Genomic DNA, 18,836 nt, shown 5'->3' on the forward strand with positions numbered 1-18,836 from the left:
ATGCCTTATGCCTTATATTTACCAATCCTTAATTTTTACTGCTGCTAAATGAGTGACGATTTAACTCCAAAAGATATGCCGGTAAACGGCGAAGACAGACTGCATAATGTTACCTCACTTGATGGCTTGTACGAAAACTGGTTTCTGGATTATGCCTCGTACGTAATACTCGACCGTGCCGTACCCCACATAAACGACGGTTTAAAACCCGTACAGCGCCGCATACTGCACTCGCTTAAGGAGATGGACGACGGGCGCTTTAATAAGGCTGCCAACGTTATTGGTAATACCATGAAGTATCACCCGCATGGTGATGCTTCCATTGGCGATGCCATGGTGCAGATAGGGCAAAAGAACCTGCTGATAGATTGTCAGGGTAACTGGGGCGATCCGGTAACGGGCGACTCGGCCGCGGCACCACGTTACATTGAGGCGCGCCTGTCGAAGTTCGCACTCGATGTTGTTTTTAATGCTGACACTACCATTTGGCAGGCCAGTTATGATGGCCGTAATAAAGAACCTATCACGCTGCCTGTAAAATTCCCGTTGCTGCTTGCGCAGGGCGCCGAAGGTATCGCTGTAGGTTTGGCCACCAAAATATTACCGCATAATTTTATTGAGCTGCTTGATGCATCGATAGAAGTATTGCGCGGCAACCGCCCCAATTTAGTACCCGATTTTTCAACCGGCGGTATGGCCGATTGTTCAGCTTATAACGAAGGGCAGCGCGGTGGTAAGGTACGTGTGCGCGCCAAAATTATGGAGCGCGATAAAAAAACGCTGGCCATTACCGAAATTCCTTTTACCACAACCACCGGCGGCCTTATCGATAGCGTTATCGCGGCTAATGATAAGGGAAAGATCAAGATCAAAAAAATCGAAGATAATACCGCTAAAGATGTAGAGATCATCATTCACCTGGCACCCGGTATATCGCCCGATGTAACTATCGACGCGCTTTACGCCTTTACCGATTGTGAGGTATCCATATCGCCCAACACCTGTGTAATACAGGACGATAAGCCGCGCTTTATGAGCGTGAACGATATGCTTACCGAAAGCACGTACAAAACGCGCGATCTGTTAAAAATGGAGCTGGAGATCCGCCTGAAGGAATTGATGGAGAAGATCTTCTTCAGCTCGTTGCTCAAAATATTTATACAGGAAGGGATGTACAAGCACCCCGACTATGAAAAATCATCAACCTTTGAAGGTGTGGTTGAGGTATTGAACAGGTTGTTTGAGCCGTTCTTTCCGCAGTTTTACCGCACCATACTGGCCGAAGATTATAAGAAGCTGATCGATAAACCGATGAGCAGCATTACCCGGTTCGACTTTAAGAAAACCGATGAGCAGATCAAAAACCTGCAAGACGAAATAAAACAGGTTAAACATCACCTGAAACATATTATTGACTATACCATTGCCTGGTTTGAAAAACTAAAGGAAAAGTATGGTAAAGACCGCGGCCGTAAAACCGAACTGCGCACGTTCGACAGGGTGGAAGCCGCGCAGGTGGCATTGGCCAATGTTAAGCTGTATGTTAACCGCGAAGATGGTTTCATAGGCTCAGGACTTAAAAAAGATGAGTTTGTGTGCGATTGCTCGGATATCGACGAAATTATCGTGTTCCGTGGGGATGGCCGTTTCTCGGTTACCAAGGTACAGGATAAGGTTTTTGTGGGAAAAGATATTATCCACGTAGCCGTATTTAAAAAGAACGACGAACGCACCGTATATAATATGATATATAAGGATGGGCAAAGCGGTATAGCCTATATCAAGCGCTTTTCGGTTACAGGGGTAACGCGCGATAAGGAGTACGATCTTACAAAAGGCACAAAAGCTTCTAAAACACTGTACTTTACAGCCAATCCTAACGGCGAGGCCGAAATTGTGAACATTGCGCTTAAGCCGCATTCGAAGCTCAAAAAACTACAGTTCGACGAGAACTTTGCCGAAATAGGTATAAAAGGACGTAACTCTATAGGCAATATTATTACCAAATATCCAGTTAAGAAGATATTGCTGAAAACAAAAGGCGTATCAACCCTGGCCGGGCGTAAAATTTGGTACGATGATATTTTGAAACGCTTGAATGCCGATGGCAGGGGTAAATACCTGGGCGAATTTGATGGCGACGACCGCGTGCTCAACATTTTCAGCAACGGGGTATACGAGTTGAAAAATTTCGACCTCAATAATCACTTTGATGACAAAATGATCGTTATTGAAAAATACGATGCGGAGAAGGTTTATGCTGCGGTGCATTTTGATGGCAAATCAAAAAATTATATGGTGAAGCGTTTTGTGTTTGATAATACCGCTATAGGTAAACAAACCAGCATCATCAGCGAAGAAAGCGGATCTAAACTGGTATTAATATCGGGCGCGGCGCAACCGGTAGTAAAGGTAGAGCAGGTAAAAGGTAAAGGCGGAGTTGTAGAGCAGGTAGAACTTAACCTGACCGACTTGATTGATGTGAAAGGGATGAAGGCGATGGGTAACAGGTTATCGGCACATATAGTTCAAAAAATTGAACTGATAGCCGAGCACGACGATGAGGAAGATGTACCTGATCCGGCACCTGATACTGTAGAGGCTACCGAGATCATTGAAACACCGGCAGATAAAACAACAACCGATTTGCCGCCGGTAGCGGATGCTGAAATTGAAGAGGATGTTGCTGAAGAGCAGGAAGAAATAACACCTGTTGAACCGGAGGAAAAGAAAGAAGAGAAAGTAAAAGAGAAAAAGCAGGAAACACCACCGGAACCGCAAGCGGATAAGCCGGCAAAAAAAATTGATTTTGAAATAACTAATCCGGATGATATTGATATAGACGACAAGGGGCAGTTAGGATTATTTTAATGGTTAAATTTTGAAAAAAATACGTTTTATTATATGGGTGCTCATCTGTGCGATGAGTATTAACCTGAGTTATGCACAACGATCGAAAAGCAAATCAAGAAAAAGCAAATCGAGTAAATCGGTAAGTCATAAAACTACTAAAAAGAGCAAATCAAGCCGGAGTAGTAAATCAAAAAAATCGCGCAGGGGCAGGTCGCGTTCTTATGCACGGGTGCGTGAAGAAAGCGTACGCCATACCTTCGCCTTAGGCGATTCTACCTTTTTGCTTGACGATGAGCCCATGCAAATGATCTCGGGCGAAATGCATTACACCCGTATACCCCACCAGGAATGGCGCGAGCGTATGCGCATGGCCAAAGCCATGGGCCTAAACACCATAGGCACTTACGTTTTTTGGAACGCGCACGAACCCGTACAGGGCCAGTATGATTTTACCGGCGAAAACAACATTGCCGAATTTGTGCGTACCGCTAAGGAAGAGGGCCTGTTTGTAGTACTGCGCCCAAGTCCGTACGTATGTGCCGAGTGGGAATTTGGCGGTTACCCGTGGTGGCTGCTGAAAGATAAAAACATGAAGGTGCGCAGCCAGGATCCTAATTTTATCGCTGCCTACCGCAACTACATTCTGCAATTGGGCAAGCAGCTGTCGCCATTATTGGTTACCCATGGCGGTAATATATTAATGGTACAAATTGAAAACGAATACGGCTCGTACAGCGATGATAAGGAATACCTCGATCTTAACCGTAAAATTTTTATAGAAGCCGGTTTTGATGGCCTGCTTTTTACCTGCGATGGTGCCGAGCAAATGCCTAAAGGCTACCTGCCGGGCTTTTTACCTGCAGTAAACGGATTGGATAACCCTAAGGAAGTTAAAGAACTCATTAATAAATACCACAACGGTAAAGGCCCGTATTATGTGGCCGAATGGTACCCGGGCTGGTTTGATGTTTGGGGAACCGGGCACCATAAAAGTAACGCTGATGCCGATGCCAAAAAGCTGGACGAAATACTATCGGCAGGCATCTCTATCAATATGTATATGTTTCATGGCGGTACCACGCGCGATTTTATGAATGGCGCCAACATGAACACTAAAGACCCATACGCGCCGCAAACATCAAGCTATGATTATGACGCGCCGTTGGATGAAGCCGGTAATCCCACTCCTAAATATTACAAGTTCAGGGAGGTAATAGCCAAGTATTTGCCGCCGGGAACACACCTGCCCCCTGTGCCCGAAAAGCATAAGATGACCATGGCGCTTGAATTGATTAAACTGACTACCGTGGCCCGTTTGTTTGATAACCTGCCGCAACCGGTAACAAATGACAGGCCAATGGGCTTTGAAGACCTTAACCAGGGCTATGGCTTTGTATTATACCGCACCACGGTGCACGCCGTAAACAAGGCCTTGTTGCAATTAACCCAATTGCGCGATTATGCCACCGTATATGTTAACGGCAGCCAGGTAGGTATTATGGATCGTCGTTTAAAGCAGGATACCTTGACACTGAACAACGTACCTGAAAATGCCACGCTGGATATACTGGTTGAAAATAACGGGCGCATAAATTACGGTCCTTTTTTGACCGATAACCGACACGGTATCACCGAAAAGGTTACCTTAAATAATACTGAACTGATAGGCTGGAAAATGTACCGCTTGCCGTTTGATAACCTTACGCGCCTGCGTTACGTGCCAAACAGCAATGCCGAACAAGTGCAGCCTGCTTTTTATAAAGGCCGTTTCTCGTTACGTATTACGGGCGATACCTATTTTGATATGACGGGTTTCGGCAAGGGCTTTGTGTTTTTGAACGGGCATAATTTGGGTAAATACTGGGGCATCGGTCCGCAGCAAACCATTTATGTACCGGCTGCATGGCTTAAACGCGGGCTAAACGAAGTAGCCGTGTTTGATGAACTGAACACCAACCATACAGGGTTGTCAACATTAGATCATCCGGTACTGGATAACGTGCCAAAAAACTAAACGGAAATATAACCCAAAAAAGAAAGCGCCCTCTTAACAAAAAGGGCGCTTTCTTTATATGCAGCGAGGTTGATTATAAGATCAGGATCAATACTAAGATGATAATGATGATAGCACCTACCGAAAGGTAAATACCGCCGCCACCCATAGCCTGGGCTTCGCTTTTAAGGCTTTTAAGTTCGTTTTTAACATCTTTACGTTCTTGTTTGGTCATTTGAGATTTGTCCATCTCTTTAATTTCCGCAACGCGTAATTTTATTTCTTCTATACGGGCTTCTTTTTGCTCCTCGGTCATGTTGGCAATAGCCTCTTTATTTACACCACCGTTTACTTTATCATCAAGCGTAGCTGCGTTCGAGTTAAAACCAGCCACTGTAAGCAGCATTGTAATCGCGATTAAATAAATTTTCTTTTTCATAGCTTTAAATTGTTGTGTGTTTTAACAGATAAGTTTTAAATGCTCAAAAATGTTTTATGAAAAAGCAATTTTTTAACATAAACTTCATCAAATGCTGATAAAAAAGGCAGCTTCAAAAGTATGGCCGAGTTTTAAGTGCTGTATAGCGTCTTTTTTGCTGATGTCGTGCGGCTCGCCTTCAGTATCGGTATAGCCCAGCCAGGGCTCAATGCACACAAAGTTTGCCTTTGGCTTGGCCCATATCCCCAAATGGTTAAAGTGTGGAAACTCAACCGATATGGATTTATCGTGATTGTCGTTTTTTATGCTGACCAACTTCGAGCTTATGTTTTTAAATATCAGGGCATCATCATTAAAAATATCGCCGGTAAGGTAAATACGGTTGCCTTTCATCGGTACGCTTTCGGTGCGGCCGTCAAAATAACCGTTCTTTGATATCAGGTGCCTGGTAAGCGGCTCTTCGGTTTCAAACTCTACATAGTAATCCTCGTATTTTTCGCCCTCAAAAAACGGAACCCTGAATGCCGGGTGCCCGCCTACCGAAAAATGGATGGTTTTATCATCGTGATTAATTACCTTATACGTAACACGCAAGGCGTTATCAATTAAGGTATAAATAACCTGGAAATCGAATTTATAAGGATAAGCTTGTAAAGTATGCTCGCTGTTGGGCAGCGAAAACACCGCGTGCACATCGCTCGATTCGAGCAATATATATTCCGAATGCCTGCCGAAACCATGTTTAGGCATAGGATAAGTCTTACCGTCAACCAGCAATTCGTCGTTCAACACACCGCCCACAATAGGGAACAGGTTTGGCGCATGCCATGCCCACACCGCCGGATCGGCCTGCCATAGTTGCTCGGTACCGGTAATTTTGTTGTAAATTGAGGTGAGTTCGGCTCCCTTGGTACGCATGGTAACCTTTAGTGATTCATTTTCAATAGTGATCATTTGGTTATTAATTGTTTATAATAAAGGTAGATTTTCCTGTAAATCAAACGCTATGGTAATTGAAATTATTAATTGCCGGTAGTTTTTAGTTTGGCTTTTATTACCGAATCTTTTTGCGCTGGCTTCAATCCATAGTTAAATTGGTACAAAGCACCCTCCCAATCCCCATACGACGGATTAGGTAGTACGATATACCTGCTGCCAAAATCTTTAAGCAGTTTGGCCGTTACCTCATCGCGGTTTTGCTCGGTTATGGGGTTCTCTTTATGGTTATCATACAGCACATCAAAATCGGGCAGGTTATCGCCGCATAATAAAACTATCTGGTGTGTTTTCAGCACCTCATTGCGCCTGGCTTCTTTGCTTGATGCGCCCTGTTTCAACTGCAAATGTGCGTTATCGGCATTGGGCAGATTATACAGCCGCAGGTTTTTGAGAGTGTTTTCGCGTTCGTCCTCGTCGCGGTTGGTAATGTAAAATACGGTTACGCCCTTTGATGCCGCGTATTTAAAAAATGCCGGTGCGCCGGGTACGGTATCGGCTATGGCTTTGGCTGTCCACTCTTTCCATGTTTTGGCATCGTAATCTAAATTAGCTATAGCACGTGCCGCATCGTACGGACTATTATCCAGCACGGTTTCGTCAATGTCAGTCACTACGGCTAATGGTTTGCCCGCATACGAATTTTTTAGCGCTTCATCCAACCGCAAACGGGCTATGTTATAAGCCTGAAAACATAAGGCCTTATATTCTGCCGAGCGTTGCTGCCATAAAGATGACCACACTTTGCCGTTATTAGCTGTCGATACCGTGCTCACCTTTTTAGCGGGAGCGCAGGCGGCAAGCAACCCTATAATTAATGCGAAGAGCTTGATGCGGATATGTTTCATGGTATGTTTGAGGTTACAGCTTGGTGCTTGTTTAAATTAGTGTATAAAATTATTCAACTTAAACCGAATAACAAATTCACAGCAAAGGTTTGCACAATAAGCTAACCAATTATGTAGCTATTGGTTTAGCAAATATGAAGCTTTAATACCAGTGCCTGCAATGGATAGCCGCGTTAATTATTTAATGACATAATGATGTTGGTTTTTTCTCCGGGATGACAAACAAATACGCATAATTTGTGTACAATATACATTCATTAATTATTCATGCCCATCAACCGTAATTACAGCTTTATTGCAAAGGTATACCTGTTTGTGGTATTGACATTATGCTGTACCCCGGGTTTTGGGCAGGCTTTACGGTCGGTAAAAGATTTTGATAACGGTTGGATGTTTCATTTGGGCGATGTGCCCGGTGCAGAAAAGCTTACTTTTAAACCGGTTGGCTGGCGCACGCTCAACCTGCCACACGATTGGAGCATAGAAGGGCCGTTCAGTAAAGATAACCCCGCCACTCCCGAAGGTGGCGCTTTACCCGGCGGCATTGGCTGGTACCGCAAGATTTTTACTGTGCCGCTAAGTTCAAAAGGCAAACTCACTTATATTGATTTTGATGGCGTATACCAAAAAAGCGAAGTATGGATCAACGGCCATCGTTTGGGGTTCAGGCCTAACGGCTATATCTCGTTCAGGTATGAGCTTACTGATTATCTGAACTACGGCACCAAACCTAATGTGGTTACGGTTAAGGTAGATAATTCAACACAACCCAATTCGCGCTGGTATTCGGGTTCAGGTATTTACCGTAATGTGTGGCTGGTAACCACCGGGCAGGTAGCGGTTGACCAATGGGGGACTTACGTTACTACTACCGATGTAAGCGAAGAAAGTGCCGTGATCAGTATTAAAACTACCATTAATAACAATATCCTTAATCCCGATAAAAAGTTCACGCTGTCAACCGCTATTTACGGGCCCGATGGCAAACCGATCGCCGGTAACATCTCGCCCGAATATTATTTGAAGGATGGTATGGTGAACACCAGCCAGGGCATCAGGATATTGAAACCTAAGCTCTGGAGTGTTGATAGTCCGTATTTATACAAGGTGCTCACTAAGGTAATAATGGATAATAAGCCGGTAGATGAGTACTGGACTACCATAGGCATCCGCTATTTTGATTTTGATAAGAACAAGGGTTTCAGCCTTAACGGCAAGGCCATGAAGATACTGGGCGTATGCAACCATCACGATTTGGGTAGTCTCGGCGCGGCCATCAATACCCGTGCTATGGAACGGCAACTACAGATGCTGAAAGAAATGGGCTGCAATGCGATACGCACCTCGCACAATCCGCCTGCCCCCGAACTGCTCGATCTTTGCGATAAAATGGGTTTCATTGTAATGGATGAGGCTTTCGACTGCTGGGAAAAGCCCAAGGCCAAGTTTGATTACCATCTTTATTTTAAGGAATGGGCTAAACGCGACCTTACCGATCAGCTACTGCGCGACCGTAACCACCCCAGCGTATTTATATGGAGCATAGGCAACGAAATTCCCGAACAGGGCGACAGCACCGGTACCCGCATAGCTAAAGAACTTGCCGCGGTTGTAAAGGAGTACGATAACCGGCCGATCACTACGGCGAATGATAAGCCATGGAACGGCAACTTCATTGTAAAATCGGGCGAGCTGGATTTGGTGGGGTATAACTATCACCACAATGATTACGAGAGTTTCCATAAAACCTTCCCTGGTATGAAGTTTATCGGCACGGAAACTACATCGGCTTTGCAAACACGGGGGCATTATGATATGCCCTCGGATAGTATTCGCCGCTGGCCGAATAATAAGGAGATGAAGAACGGGGTGGGCATTATGAATGCCGATTACACGGTATCGGCTTATGATAATGTATCGGCGCCATGGGGCTCAACGCATGAAGAAACCTGGAAACTCATCAAAAAGCACAATTACCTTTCGGGCATGTTTGTGTGGACGGGTTTTGATTACCTGGGCGAACCTACCCCTTATACCTGGCCTGCCCGCAGTTCGTATTTTGGCATTATCGATCTGGCCGGTTTCCCGAAGGATGTTTATTACATGTACCAAAGCGAGTGGACTAACAAGCCCGTACTGCACATTTTTCCGCATTGGAACTGGGAAGCCGGTAAAACGGTTGATGTTTGGGCCTACTATAACAATGCTGATGAAGTAGAGCTTTTTCTGAACGGCAAATCGCAAGGCGTAAAACGCCGCCGGGGTGAAGATATGCACGTAATGTGGCGGTTAAAGTTTGAGCCGGGGACACTTAAAGCGGTGTCGCGCAAGAATGGCGAAGTGGTACTTACCAAAGAAATCCATACGGCAGGTGCGCCTGCTAAAATAGAACTGGTGGCAGATAGGAGCAACCTTACCGCCACCGGAAAAGACCTTGCTTTTATAACCGCCCGCATACTCGATGCCGACGGCAACGTGGTGCCCAATGCCGATAATCGCGTCACCTTTAAACTTACCGGCAATGCTTTTATAGCCGCTGTTGATAATGGCGACCCTATAAGCCACGATCCTTTCAAGGTCGATAACGTTAAAGCCTTCCATGGCCTCGCGCTGGGCATCATACAAGCCCGGGATACCCCCGGCACCATCGCGGTAACAGCCGTTTCTCCCGGTTTATCTACAGCGGTAATTTATTTGAAGGTTAAGTAATTCCATTATATCGTCATTGCGAGGTACGAAGCAATCTCTAAGCTATACAGAGCGGCTCTGTAATTCGGGGATGCTTTAATTCCCTCCTTGGAACATAGCCGTCAATTTAAGTATTGATCAATGAAATATTTACTTGAGAGAGTAATATTATAGCGGTATATCGACTCACCCCGACTTTGCTTCGCTCGTCACCCCTCTCTCCGCAAGCGGAAAGAGGGGTTCTTGTTTTTCTTAGCCCTCTTTGCGCTTGCGCAGAGAGGGCAGGTCCAGCGAAGCGTAGACCGGGTGAGTTAACTATGCGGTTTGCTTAAAATCTTAAGTTGACGGCTATGCTCCCAATGGAGGGAATCGCACATGCCCCCGCTTTTTCTTTGCAAAACCCATGCCCTAAGCCTGTAGTCTGTGTTATCACACACCACAATTTCACCTTGCCAAACCTTGAAAACTATGTATGAACAATCTTGTTCAGCCTAAAACTTATTGTGATAAATATGATTGTACTTTTATACGTTAAAAGTCAAAAATTATTTATTTATTTGCTTTAGAAAGTATTGTATTACAAATAAATTGCTGTTTTAGGCTATTTATGCTTTGCAAAAAGTAGAGTTACATTTAAGCAATAGTATGTAATAACATATATACTTTAATACATCAATACAACTAAAGCACCATTACATTGAAAAAGGCTAATTATCAAAAGTTTCCTTACGTTCAGGTTGAAACAGAAAATACATCATGCGTTAGCGGCTGGGCAGCAGTTACAGCTAAGCTTAACGATGAAATTCAATCGGGCAAAAAGCGCATAGTTATTGAAACTTACCAGGGGGTAATAGATGCCGAACTGGTTAGCCACATTAAAGGGACCGTAAAGCACGACCACTGGATTGATGCCGCCGATGCTTTTAAAAGCGAAGAAGAGATCACCGCGCTAACCTATGCCGATGTAACTGACGACCGTATCTTTGGTTACATAACCCGCCTTAATATTGAGGATTACCTTGATACCGAAAAAGCTGAAGCGCTAAATGCAGAAGCAAAGTCGGCAGACGGAGTGGTGATTGTTTATGGTACCGGCGCGAGTTTGGTACTGCCCGAATTTGACCTGTTGATTTACGCGGACATGGCCCGCTGGGAGATTCAGCTGCGCATGCGCGAAAAACTGGTGAACAACATCGGCCTGAAAAATAACGACGAAGAGTTTTCTATTCAATACAAGCGGGGCTTTTTTGTAGACTGGCGCGCCTGCGACAGGTTAAAGAAAAAGCTATTCAGCAAGATCGATTATGTACTGGATACCAATAAGCAAGGTCAGCCTAATTTAGTAACCGGCGAAGCCGTTTTACGCGGCCTGGAGATCAGCGCGAAACGTCCTTTCCGTGTGGTACCGTTTTTTGACCCGGGGCCATGGGGCGGACAATGGATGAAAGAGGTGTGCGATCTTGACCGATCGGCAACCAATTATGCCTGGTGTTTTGATTGCGTACCCGAAGAAAATAGTTTGCTGCTCCGCTTTGGCGATACCGATGTGGAGATCCCATCCATCAACCTGGTATTTTATAAAACCGATGACCTGCTTGGTCCGAAAGTACATTCACGTTTTGGGGACGAGTTCCCTATCCGGTTCGACTTTTTGGATACCATTAAAGGCGGTAATTTGAGCTTGCAGGTGCACCCGCTTACCCAGTACATCCAGGAAAAATTTGGCATGCACTACACGCAGGATGAAAGCTATTATTTTTTAGATGTAGACGGCGAGGCCGATGTATACCTTGGTTTGCAGGAGGGCATAAATCCCGATGAAATGCTGGAGGATCTTCGTGCCGCCGATCGTGGCGAGAAGCTCTTCGATGATGAAAAATATGTAAAGAAATGGCCTGTTAAAAAGCACGATCACGTGTCTATCCCGGCCGGTACCGTGCATTGCTCGGGCACGGGTGGCATGGTGCTCGAAATTAGCGCTACGCCATATATCTTCACCTTTAAACTGTGGGATTGGGGCAGGTTAGGGCTCGATGGTAAACCTCGGCCTATCAATATTGAGCATGGTAAAAATGTGATCCAGTGGGATCGTACCGCTTCATGGGTGGAGAAGAATGCCCTTAATTTGGTTGAACCTTTAGGCGAAGGCGATGGCTGGCGCGAGGAACGTACCGGCCTTAACGAACTGGAATTTATTGAAACCCGCCGCCATTGGTTTACCGGCAAGGTGAGCCACAATACCAACGGAATAGTGAACGTGCTAAACCTGGTGGAAGGCCGTGAAGTAATAGTAGAAAGTCCGGCGAATGCTTTCGAACCCTACGTAATTCATTACGCCGAAACCTTTATAGTACCCGCCGCGGTAGGCGAATACACCATTCGCCCGCATGGCGAATCGGAAGGGCAGGAGTGTGCTACGCTGAAGGCCTACGTACGAGTATAAACCAATTGATACCCTAAATATTATGAGTAAAGAAGCGCAACTACAGCCATCCACCACGGGTTTTGTAGTTAAAATTACGGTGGTGGCCGCCCTGGGCGGTTTATTATTCGGGTACGATACCGCTGTAATTGCGGGCGTTATCGGCCTTATAAAAACAAAGTTTGGGCTTACACCTGCAATGGAAGGCTGGGCTGCCAGCAGCGCAATATGGGGTTGCGTAATTGGCAGCGGCGTTGCAGGTTATATGAGTGACAGACTTGGCCGCAAAACCACACTGATATTTACAGCGATACTATTTGCCGTATCATCCATAGGTGCGGCATTGCCAACTAATTTAACACAATTTGTGCTGTTCCGTATTGTTGGCGGTATTGGCATAGGCGCGGCATCTATGCTGTCGCCATTGTATATTTCGGAGATAGCTCCACCTAAAATACGCGGTAAACTGGTGAGTGTTTACCAGTTAGCCATTGTTATCGGTATTAACCTGATCTACTTTGTTAACCTCAAAATAGCTTCGTTAGGCACCCACGAGTGGAAGGTGGAAACAGGCTGGCGCTGGATGATCGCTTCGGGATTATTGCCATCGGCCTTATTCCTGATACTGTTGTTCCTGGTGCCCGAAAGCCCGAGATGGCTGATCAAAAAGAACCGTTCGGCAGAAGCCTTAAATACATTAGAACGCTTGAACGGTAAAGAGGAAGCCTTAGCCGTAGTGCAGGAAGTAGAACTTACCCTTAACCAAGAGAAAGGTACCATTGCCGAATTATTTAAACCCGGCCTGCGCAAAGCGATGATAGTTGGTGCTGTACTGGCGCTCTTCTCGCAGATTACCGGGATAAACGCCATTATTTACTACGCGCCCAAGATATTTGAAAATGCCGGTTCAAGTACCGATACCGCGTTGCTTCAAACGGTGATCATCGGTGTTATCAACACGCTGTTTACCTTTATCGCTATCGGCTTTATTGATAAACTTGGCCGTAAAACGCTGCTGCTATGGGGAGTTGCCGGTATGATTATCGGGCTGGCGGGGACCGGTTATAGTCTGTATAACCAGTTGGATGGTATCTGGTTGATGGTATTCATCTTCCTCTATATCGCGTCGTTCGCGGCATCGCTCGGGCCAATTCCGTGGGTAATCATTTCGGAGATCTTCCCCACAAAAACGCGCGGTATCGCCATGTCGTTCTCCACCACCGTATTATGGATCGGCGTTTTACTCATCACGCAATTCACCCCCATGCTGTTAGAGCCGGGCTTACTGTCCGACAAAAAAGAAGAAGCCGGAGCGTTTACCTTCGGACTGTTCCTGATAGCTGCGCTGATATTATGGGTGTTCACGCTGATAAGAATACCGGAAACCAAGAAGAAGACTTTAGAGGAGATTGAATTGAGTTGGAAGAAGTAAGGGGGGAGACGTTTCTTTTCTCGTAGTGAGGTTTAAAATCAATGTTCCTCCGAAGGTGAGATACAATATTAAATAACGGGGCTTGTCACCCTGAGCTTGTCGAAGGGTGCGTGGGTGATGGCCTCTGCGCACGATCCTTCGACAAGCTCAGGATGACCCTTTATAGGCGTGTTTTCTAAACACGTCATCGCTTTGTTCTTCGTTAGGAATGGTTGTGCTGTAATTGGGCGTTAGTGGATGTACTTTTTTCTTTTCTCTCAAAAGAAAAAAGTACCAAAAAAGAAAAGTCGCGGCTGCGCAAGGAACTATGTTTGGCTTGTGCTGTGGCAGGGCTTGTGCTATCCGTTCCTTACGATGCCGCATTTTTGTGGGTATGAAAGGTTGTACTTTTACAAATTTACTTGTCATCTCGAAACGTAGTGAGAGATCTTCTTCGCCGTGGAAGTCTGCTACTTGCTTGGTGAAGAAGATCTCTCCTCGTTTCTCGTCAAGATGACATTGAAAATAAAAGAGGTGCGGATAATTTTATTATCCGCACCTCTTTTATTTAACTCCTGAATATCTATTTACTGATATTGTATATAGATAGGAGCAGGCTTGTATTTTAACAGCTCGGCAGGGGTTAACATGCGGTGCGGCTCTTTCTTAAGGTCGTTTTTGTAGAATAATTTAAAGCCGGTGAACTGTACCGGTTCCGAGAAAATGAAGTGACGGTAAGTGCCCAGTTTCAGGTCGGGTTCGCCCCAGCCATCCATATCCATTACTACCTGTACTTCAGGGCGCAATTTTATGTTTTGGTAGTTGGTCACCATTTTACGGGTAAAGCGGTGTATGATCAAAATTTTTGGAGGCAGGTTGTATTTCTTAACCAAATCGGCCAGGTAGCCTGATACGTAGTTAATGTCAGCTGCATCATAAGTACCTATCCGTTTACCCGGTTTCGAACCATCCTTCATAGAAAATTCCGGATCCATACCGAAGTGAACCTGCGGCATCATCAGGTATTTTTCAAGCAGAGGTAACTCATCTTTAATGGTACTTAAAGAAACCTGCACATCTAAAAACACAATACCATCTATCTTTTTGGCAAGGTATAGTACCGTGTCAATTTGTTTAAAAGGCATGCGGTAACGGTATTTACCATCTTTGCCGCCATCGCCCTGTGCTACTACTGCAATATAATGGAGGGCAGGTTGTACAGGTGTTTTAGGATCAGCTTTTTCCCAATTTTTGGCTTCTACCTTTAGTTTGGCCAGCATTTCTTTAGGCGGTAATTCGCCCAGTATTCCCATTTTTTTAGAGAAGAGGTTACCGTAAAACGATACCACACGTTTAAACGGCAATATGGCGCCGGCTAAAGGATATGGCGTTTTTTTAACAGGCCATTTACCGGTAGTGTCGCCATTAGCCAGCTTCACCATCAGCGAATCGTATAAGGCGGTATCAATAGGCGTAAGTACAGCTTTTACAGTGGTATCGGCACCATCCGCGGTAGCGGCCGCGCCGCCGGCAGTATTTGCTTTAGTGGTTTTGCCGCCGGTTTGTGAACAACTCGAAAATAAACTTAGCGATGAAAACGTGAATAATCCTGCAAGCAGGACGTGTTTTAATTTCATAAATATTGGTTGATGTGCATGCCGGCTAACTAATTTACCGGGACTTGTTTGTTGTAAATATAATTTTTTGCGGGGGCTAATCAGCTTTTATTTTTATAAAATTTACCGAATACGCCCAACGGTAATTTAGGGCCTGCGGTGGCTTGCAGGTATAGCTCGCCGGTTTCTAAATTCTGCACTTTGGGGTAAGCGCTGCGGATCAGGTTCTCGATAATTACCGACGAAAACCCAAGCGAATAGGTGTTCAATATCAGAAAATGTTCTTCCGGGTCAAGTAATTGAATCACATCGTGCATCATCTCGTTGATGTGGTCTTCCAGTTTCCATTTTTCCCCGTTAGGGCCATGGCCGTAGGCAGGTGGGTCGAGGATGATGCCGTTATATTTTTTACCACGTTTAACTTCACGTTTCACAAATTTCAGGGCATCTTCCACCATCCAGCGGATGTTGGTAAGGCCCGATAATTCCTGGTTTTCGTTTGCCCAGGTAACAACCTGTTTAATCGAATCCACGTGCGTGGTATCGGCACCGGCAGCCCTTGCTACTAACGACGCGCCGCCTGTATAAGCAAACAGGTTAAGCACCTTTGGCTCGGGCGTTGTAAAGCTTTTTACGTTTTGGGTGATATAATCCCAGTTAACCGCCTGCTCCGGGAAAATACCCAGGTGCTTAAATGAGGTTAACCCTAAACGGAATTTGATAGCTACTTCGTTGTTCTTATATTCGATATGCCAGCGTTCAGGCGTTTTCGGGCTCTTTTTTACCCAGTCGCCAGCGGTGGCCGAACGGCCTTTGAATTTTATATGGTGTAAGCGTTGCCATTCGCTTTCGGGCAATTGCTTGTTCCAAACAGCCTGTGGTTCAGGGCGTATCAATATCACCTCGCCAAAACGCTCCAGCTTCTCAAAGTCGCCGCAATCAATCAGCTCATAATCTTTCCAGTGCGTTGGTGTAAGTAGTTGGATCATTTTTTAGTTAGTATCGAGTAGTTAGTATCAGGTATCAAGATTTCTTAATAACCGGCAATTCTGCAAAAGTAGCTAAAATTAATTATTATGTATTTAAAGATGGAACGTGTACAGCAACATACATGTAACTGATATTTTGTCTTGCTACTTGCTACTAACTACTCGATACTAATCTAAAAACTACAATTTTTCCTTGGCTGCCTGCATAAATTTGCTGGCGAAAACAAAGTCGTTGAGTTCTTGAAGGTCGGTATGGGCTATTTCTTTGTTTGAGCCTTCCCACCATTTCTGGCCCTGGTGAAGGAAAATGATATGGTCGCCGATGCCCATTACCGAGTTCATATCGTGGGTTACTATCACGGTAGTGATCTGGTATTCCTGGGTAAGTTCATTGATCAGTTCATCTATCAGGATAGATGTTTTTGGATCGAGGCCGGAGTTTGGCTCATCCACAAATAAATATTTTGGTTGCATGGATATGGCGCGGGCAATACCCACACGCTTTTTCATACCGCCCGAAAGTTCTGCCGGGAATAGTTTGTTTTTACCGGCCAGGTTTACCCTTTCGAGGCAAAAGTTGGCACGGTCGAGCTTTTCGGCTTTTGATTGCTTGGTGAACAGGTTAAGCGGGAACATGATATTCTCTTCAACCGTCATGCTATCAAACAATGCCGAGTTTTGAAACAGCATACCAATTTGTGTACGGATAGGCACACGCTGCTCAAAATCCATTTCGGTAAAGTTCTCGTCCTCAAAAAATACCTGCCCCCTGGTTGGTTCGTGCAAGCCTACAATGCACTTAAGCAATGTGGTTTTACCTGAACCCGAGCCACCTATAATAAGATTGTTTTTGCCTGTTTTAAAAGTAGCGCTGATGCCTTTAAGTACATCGTTATCGCCAAAAGTTTTGTAAATGTCTTTAATTTCGATCATAGCATTAAACGGGTAATAACAAGATCAGCAAATAAGATCATTACGCAACTGTATACCACACCCTGTGTAGCCGACTGGCCTACTTCTAAAGCACCACCACTGGTATAAAAACCCTGGTAAGCACAAACGGAAGCAATGATGAAACCAAACGCTACAGCCTTAACAAGGGCAACTTTTATAGTTAAACCATCAAAGCCATCGGTAACGCCCATCAAATAATCAGCAGGACTAATGTCACCCGATGCTAAGCAGGCAATGTAACCGCCCGTTATACCCAGTAAAATTGAGATGGTAACCAGTATGGGTACCATAGTCATTCCCGCTATAATTTTAGGTGATATGAGATAACCGGGCGCGTTAACACCCATTATTTCGAGCGCGTCTATCTGTTCGGTTACTCGCATGGTGCCAATTTGCGACGCGATGCTTGAACCCACACGACCCGCCAAAACCAAGGCTGATATGGTAGGACTAAATTCGAGTATGGTGGAGTCGCGGGCAATTTTACCGGCAATACTTAGCGGCACTAACGGACTATTCAACTGAAAAGCAACCTGAATGGTAGTAGCCGCGCCGATAAATACGGATATGATAGAGATGATACCCAGCGAGCCTATGCCCACCGAAACCATTTCGCGCATTACCTCGGCCCAGTATACACTGAATTTCTCGGGTTTTTTAAAGCTTAAACGTAGTAAGAGTATATATTTTCCTAAACTATAAAACATTGGTAAGCGTAAAATTCGGTTAAAAATACATTTTTTAAATTACATGCCGCTTTCAAGTACACATTAACTTACGCTGTATATGTTGTAAAAAGATGCCAGTATTCACGTTAATAATAAACAAAGGCACAAATTGTTTTAGCGTTGCAGGTTATTTACTTAATAGGATGGGAATAACCTGCCGTCGCGAGTTTAGCACAGCGTAACTCGTGACACAGCATGGCGTAAGCTTTCAGCTTACATTAAAAACAGATAAATTGTATTATTTTACATTCATGAGCCTTGCACATAAAATTAGAAACCCGGAACAGCCACATTTCGTAACATTTTCTGTAATCAGATGGATAGATGTATTTACACGCCGCGAATACAAGGATGTTATTGTTGATAGCCTTAAATATTGTATTGCACATAAAGGGCTTGAGCTTTATGCATGGGTAATTATGAGTAATCACGTACATCTGATTATTCGCAGTAGTGATAAACCAATGCAAGACATTCTTCGTGATATTAAAAGGCATACTTCTAAAATGATCATCAATGCAATTGCCGAAAATGTGCAAGAAAGCAGGCGCGCTTGGATGCTTTGGTTTTTTGAACGGGAAGGGAAGCTAAATCCCAATAATGAAAATAATCAGTTTTGGCAACACGGTAATCATCCAATCGAATTATTTAGTAACGAGGTAATGGAACAGAAGCTTGATTATATTCATAACAATCCTGTTGTAGCTGGTTGGGTTGATGAACCCGAGCATTATTTATACAGCAGTGCAAGAGATTATGCCGGTAATAAAGGATTAATTGATGTGATACTGATGAATTAGTTTGTAAGCTGAAAGCTTACACCATGCTTAGTCACGAGTTACGCTGCGCTAAACTCGCGACAGCTATTGTCCCTTCCTCACAGCATTTTCTACCATTAT

The 18,836-nt window shown here is 44.7% G+C and carries 13 protein-coding genes; 6 read left to right on the plus strand and 7 right to left on the minus strand.

The features are described 5' to 3' along the window. Positions 1–75: 75 nt before the first annotated feature. Both AC07NA_RS08630 and AC07NA_RS08635 read left to right on the plus strand, forming a co-directional pair. On the plus strand, positions 76–2,871 hold the full coding sequence (locus tag AC07NA_RS08630; RefSeq protein ID WP_494897659.1) for a DNA gyrase/topoisomerase IV subunit A: 2,796 nt from the start codon (positions 76–78) through the stop codon (positions 2,869–2,871). Positions 2,872–2,881: 10 nt separating this feature from the next. Beyond that, complete coding sequence (locus AC07NA_RS08635; protein ID WP_494897214.1) at positions 2,882–4,867, plus strand: glycoside hydrolase family 35 protein; 1,986 nt, start codon at positions 2,882–2,884, stop codon at positions 4,865–4,867. Between the two features lie 73 nt (positions 4,868–4,940). On the opposite strand, the gene AC07NA_RS08640 is transcribed toward AC07NA_RS08635, so the two are convergent. The 3 genes from AC07NA_RS08640 to AC07NA_RS08650 all read right to left on the minus strand — a co-directional run bounded on the left by AC07NA_RS08640 (position 4,941) and on the right by AC07NA_RS08650 (position 7,129). Further along, entirely contained in the window at positions 4,941–5,285 is a 345-nt protein-coding gene (locus AC07NA_RS08640) for a hypothetical protein (RefSeq protein WP_345212449.1), read from the minus strand. Between the two features lie 87 nt (positions 5,286–5,372). Further along, complete coding sequence (locus AC07NA_RS08645; RefSeq protein ID WP_494897215.1) at positions 5,373–6,239, minus strand: aldose 1-epimerase family protein; 867 nt, start codon at positions 6,237–6,239, stop codon at positions 5,373–5,375. Positions 6,240–6,307: 68 nt separating this feature from the next. Then, on the minus strand, positions 6,308–7,129 hold the full coding sequence (locus tag AC07NA_RS08650; RefSeq protein WP_494897216.1) for a 5'-nucleotidase, lipoprotein e(P4) family: 822 nt from the start codon (positions 7,127–7,129) through the stop codon (positions 6,308–6,310). 267 nt (positions 7,130–7,396) lie between these two features. On the opposite strand from AC07NA_RS08650, the gene galB reads away from it, so the two are divergent. From galB to AC07NA_RS08665, 3 genes are all read left to right on the plus strand, one after another. Beyond that, on the plus strand, positions 7,397–9,838 hold the full coding sequence (gene galB / locus AC07NA_RS08655; protein WP_494897217.1) for a beta-galactosidase GalB: 2,442 nt from the start codon (positions 7,397–7,399) through the stop codon (positions 9,836–9,838). A gap of 676 nt (positions 9,839–10,514) precedes the next feature. Continuing rightward, positions 10,515–12,260 (plus strand): DUF8485 domain-containing protein, encoded by a 1,746-nt coding sequence (locus tag AC07NA_RS08660; RefSeq protein WP_494897218.1) that lies wholly within the window; start codon positions 10,515–10,517, stop codon positions 12,258–12,260. 22 nt (positions 12,261–12,282) lie between these two features. Continuing rightward, complete coding sequence (locus AC07NA_RS08665; protein ID WP_345212454.1) at positions 12,283–13,671, plus strand: sugar porter family MFS transporter; 1,389 nt, start codon at positions 12,283–12,285, stop codon at positions 13,669–13,671. A gap of 566 nt (positions 13,672–14,237) precedes the next feature. On the opposite strand, the gene AC07NA_RS08670 is transcribed toward AC07NA_RS08665, so the two are convergent. From AC07NA_RS08670 to AC07NA_RS08685, 4 genes are all read right to left on the minus strand, one after another. Beyond that, positions 14,238–15,287 (minus strand): hypothetical protein, encoded by a 1,050-nt coding sequence (locus AC07NA_RS08670; RefSeq protein WP_494897219.1) that lies wholly within the window; start codon positions 15,285–15,287, stop codon positions 14,238–14,240. 80 nt (positions 15,288–15,367) lie between these two features. Continuing rightward, positions 15,368–16,255: a class I SAM-dependent methyltransferase gene (locus AC07NA_RS08675; protein ID WP_345212227.1), complete on the minus strand. Its 888-nt coding sequence runs from the start codon at positions 16,253–16,255 to the stop codon at positions 15,368–15,370. A gap of 180 nt (positions 16,256–16,435) precedes the next feature. Further along, entirely contained in the window at positions 16,436–17,188 is a 753-nt protein-coding gene (locus tag AC07NA_RS08680) for an ABC transporter ATP-binding protein (protein ID WP_494897220.1), read from the minus strand. Next, positions 17,185–17,916: an MlaE family ABC transporter permease gene (locus AC07NA_RS08685; protein ID WP_345212225.1), complete on the minus strand. Its 732-nt coding sequence runs from the start codon at positions 17,914–17,916 to the stop codon at positions 17,185–17,187. The genes AC07NA_RS08680 and AC07NA_RS08685 overlap by 4 nt, the downstream gene beginning before the upstream one ends. A 272-nt stretch (positions 17,917–18,188) precedes the next feature. Here AC07NA_RS08685 and AC07NA_RS08690 point away from each other — a divergent pair, with 272 nt between their 5' ends. Further along, entirely contained in the window at positions 18,189–18,737 is a 549-nt protein-coding gene (locus AC07NA_RS08690; RefSeq protein WP_494897221.1) for an REP-associated tyrosine transposase, read from the plus strand. Positions 18,738–18,836 lie beyond the last annotated feature (99 nt).

This window comes from Mucilaginibacter sp. GW821-FHT07G05 (assembly GCF_059418565.1).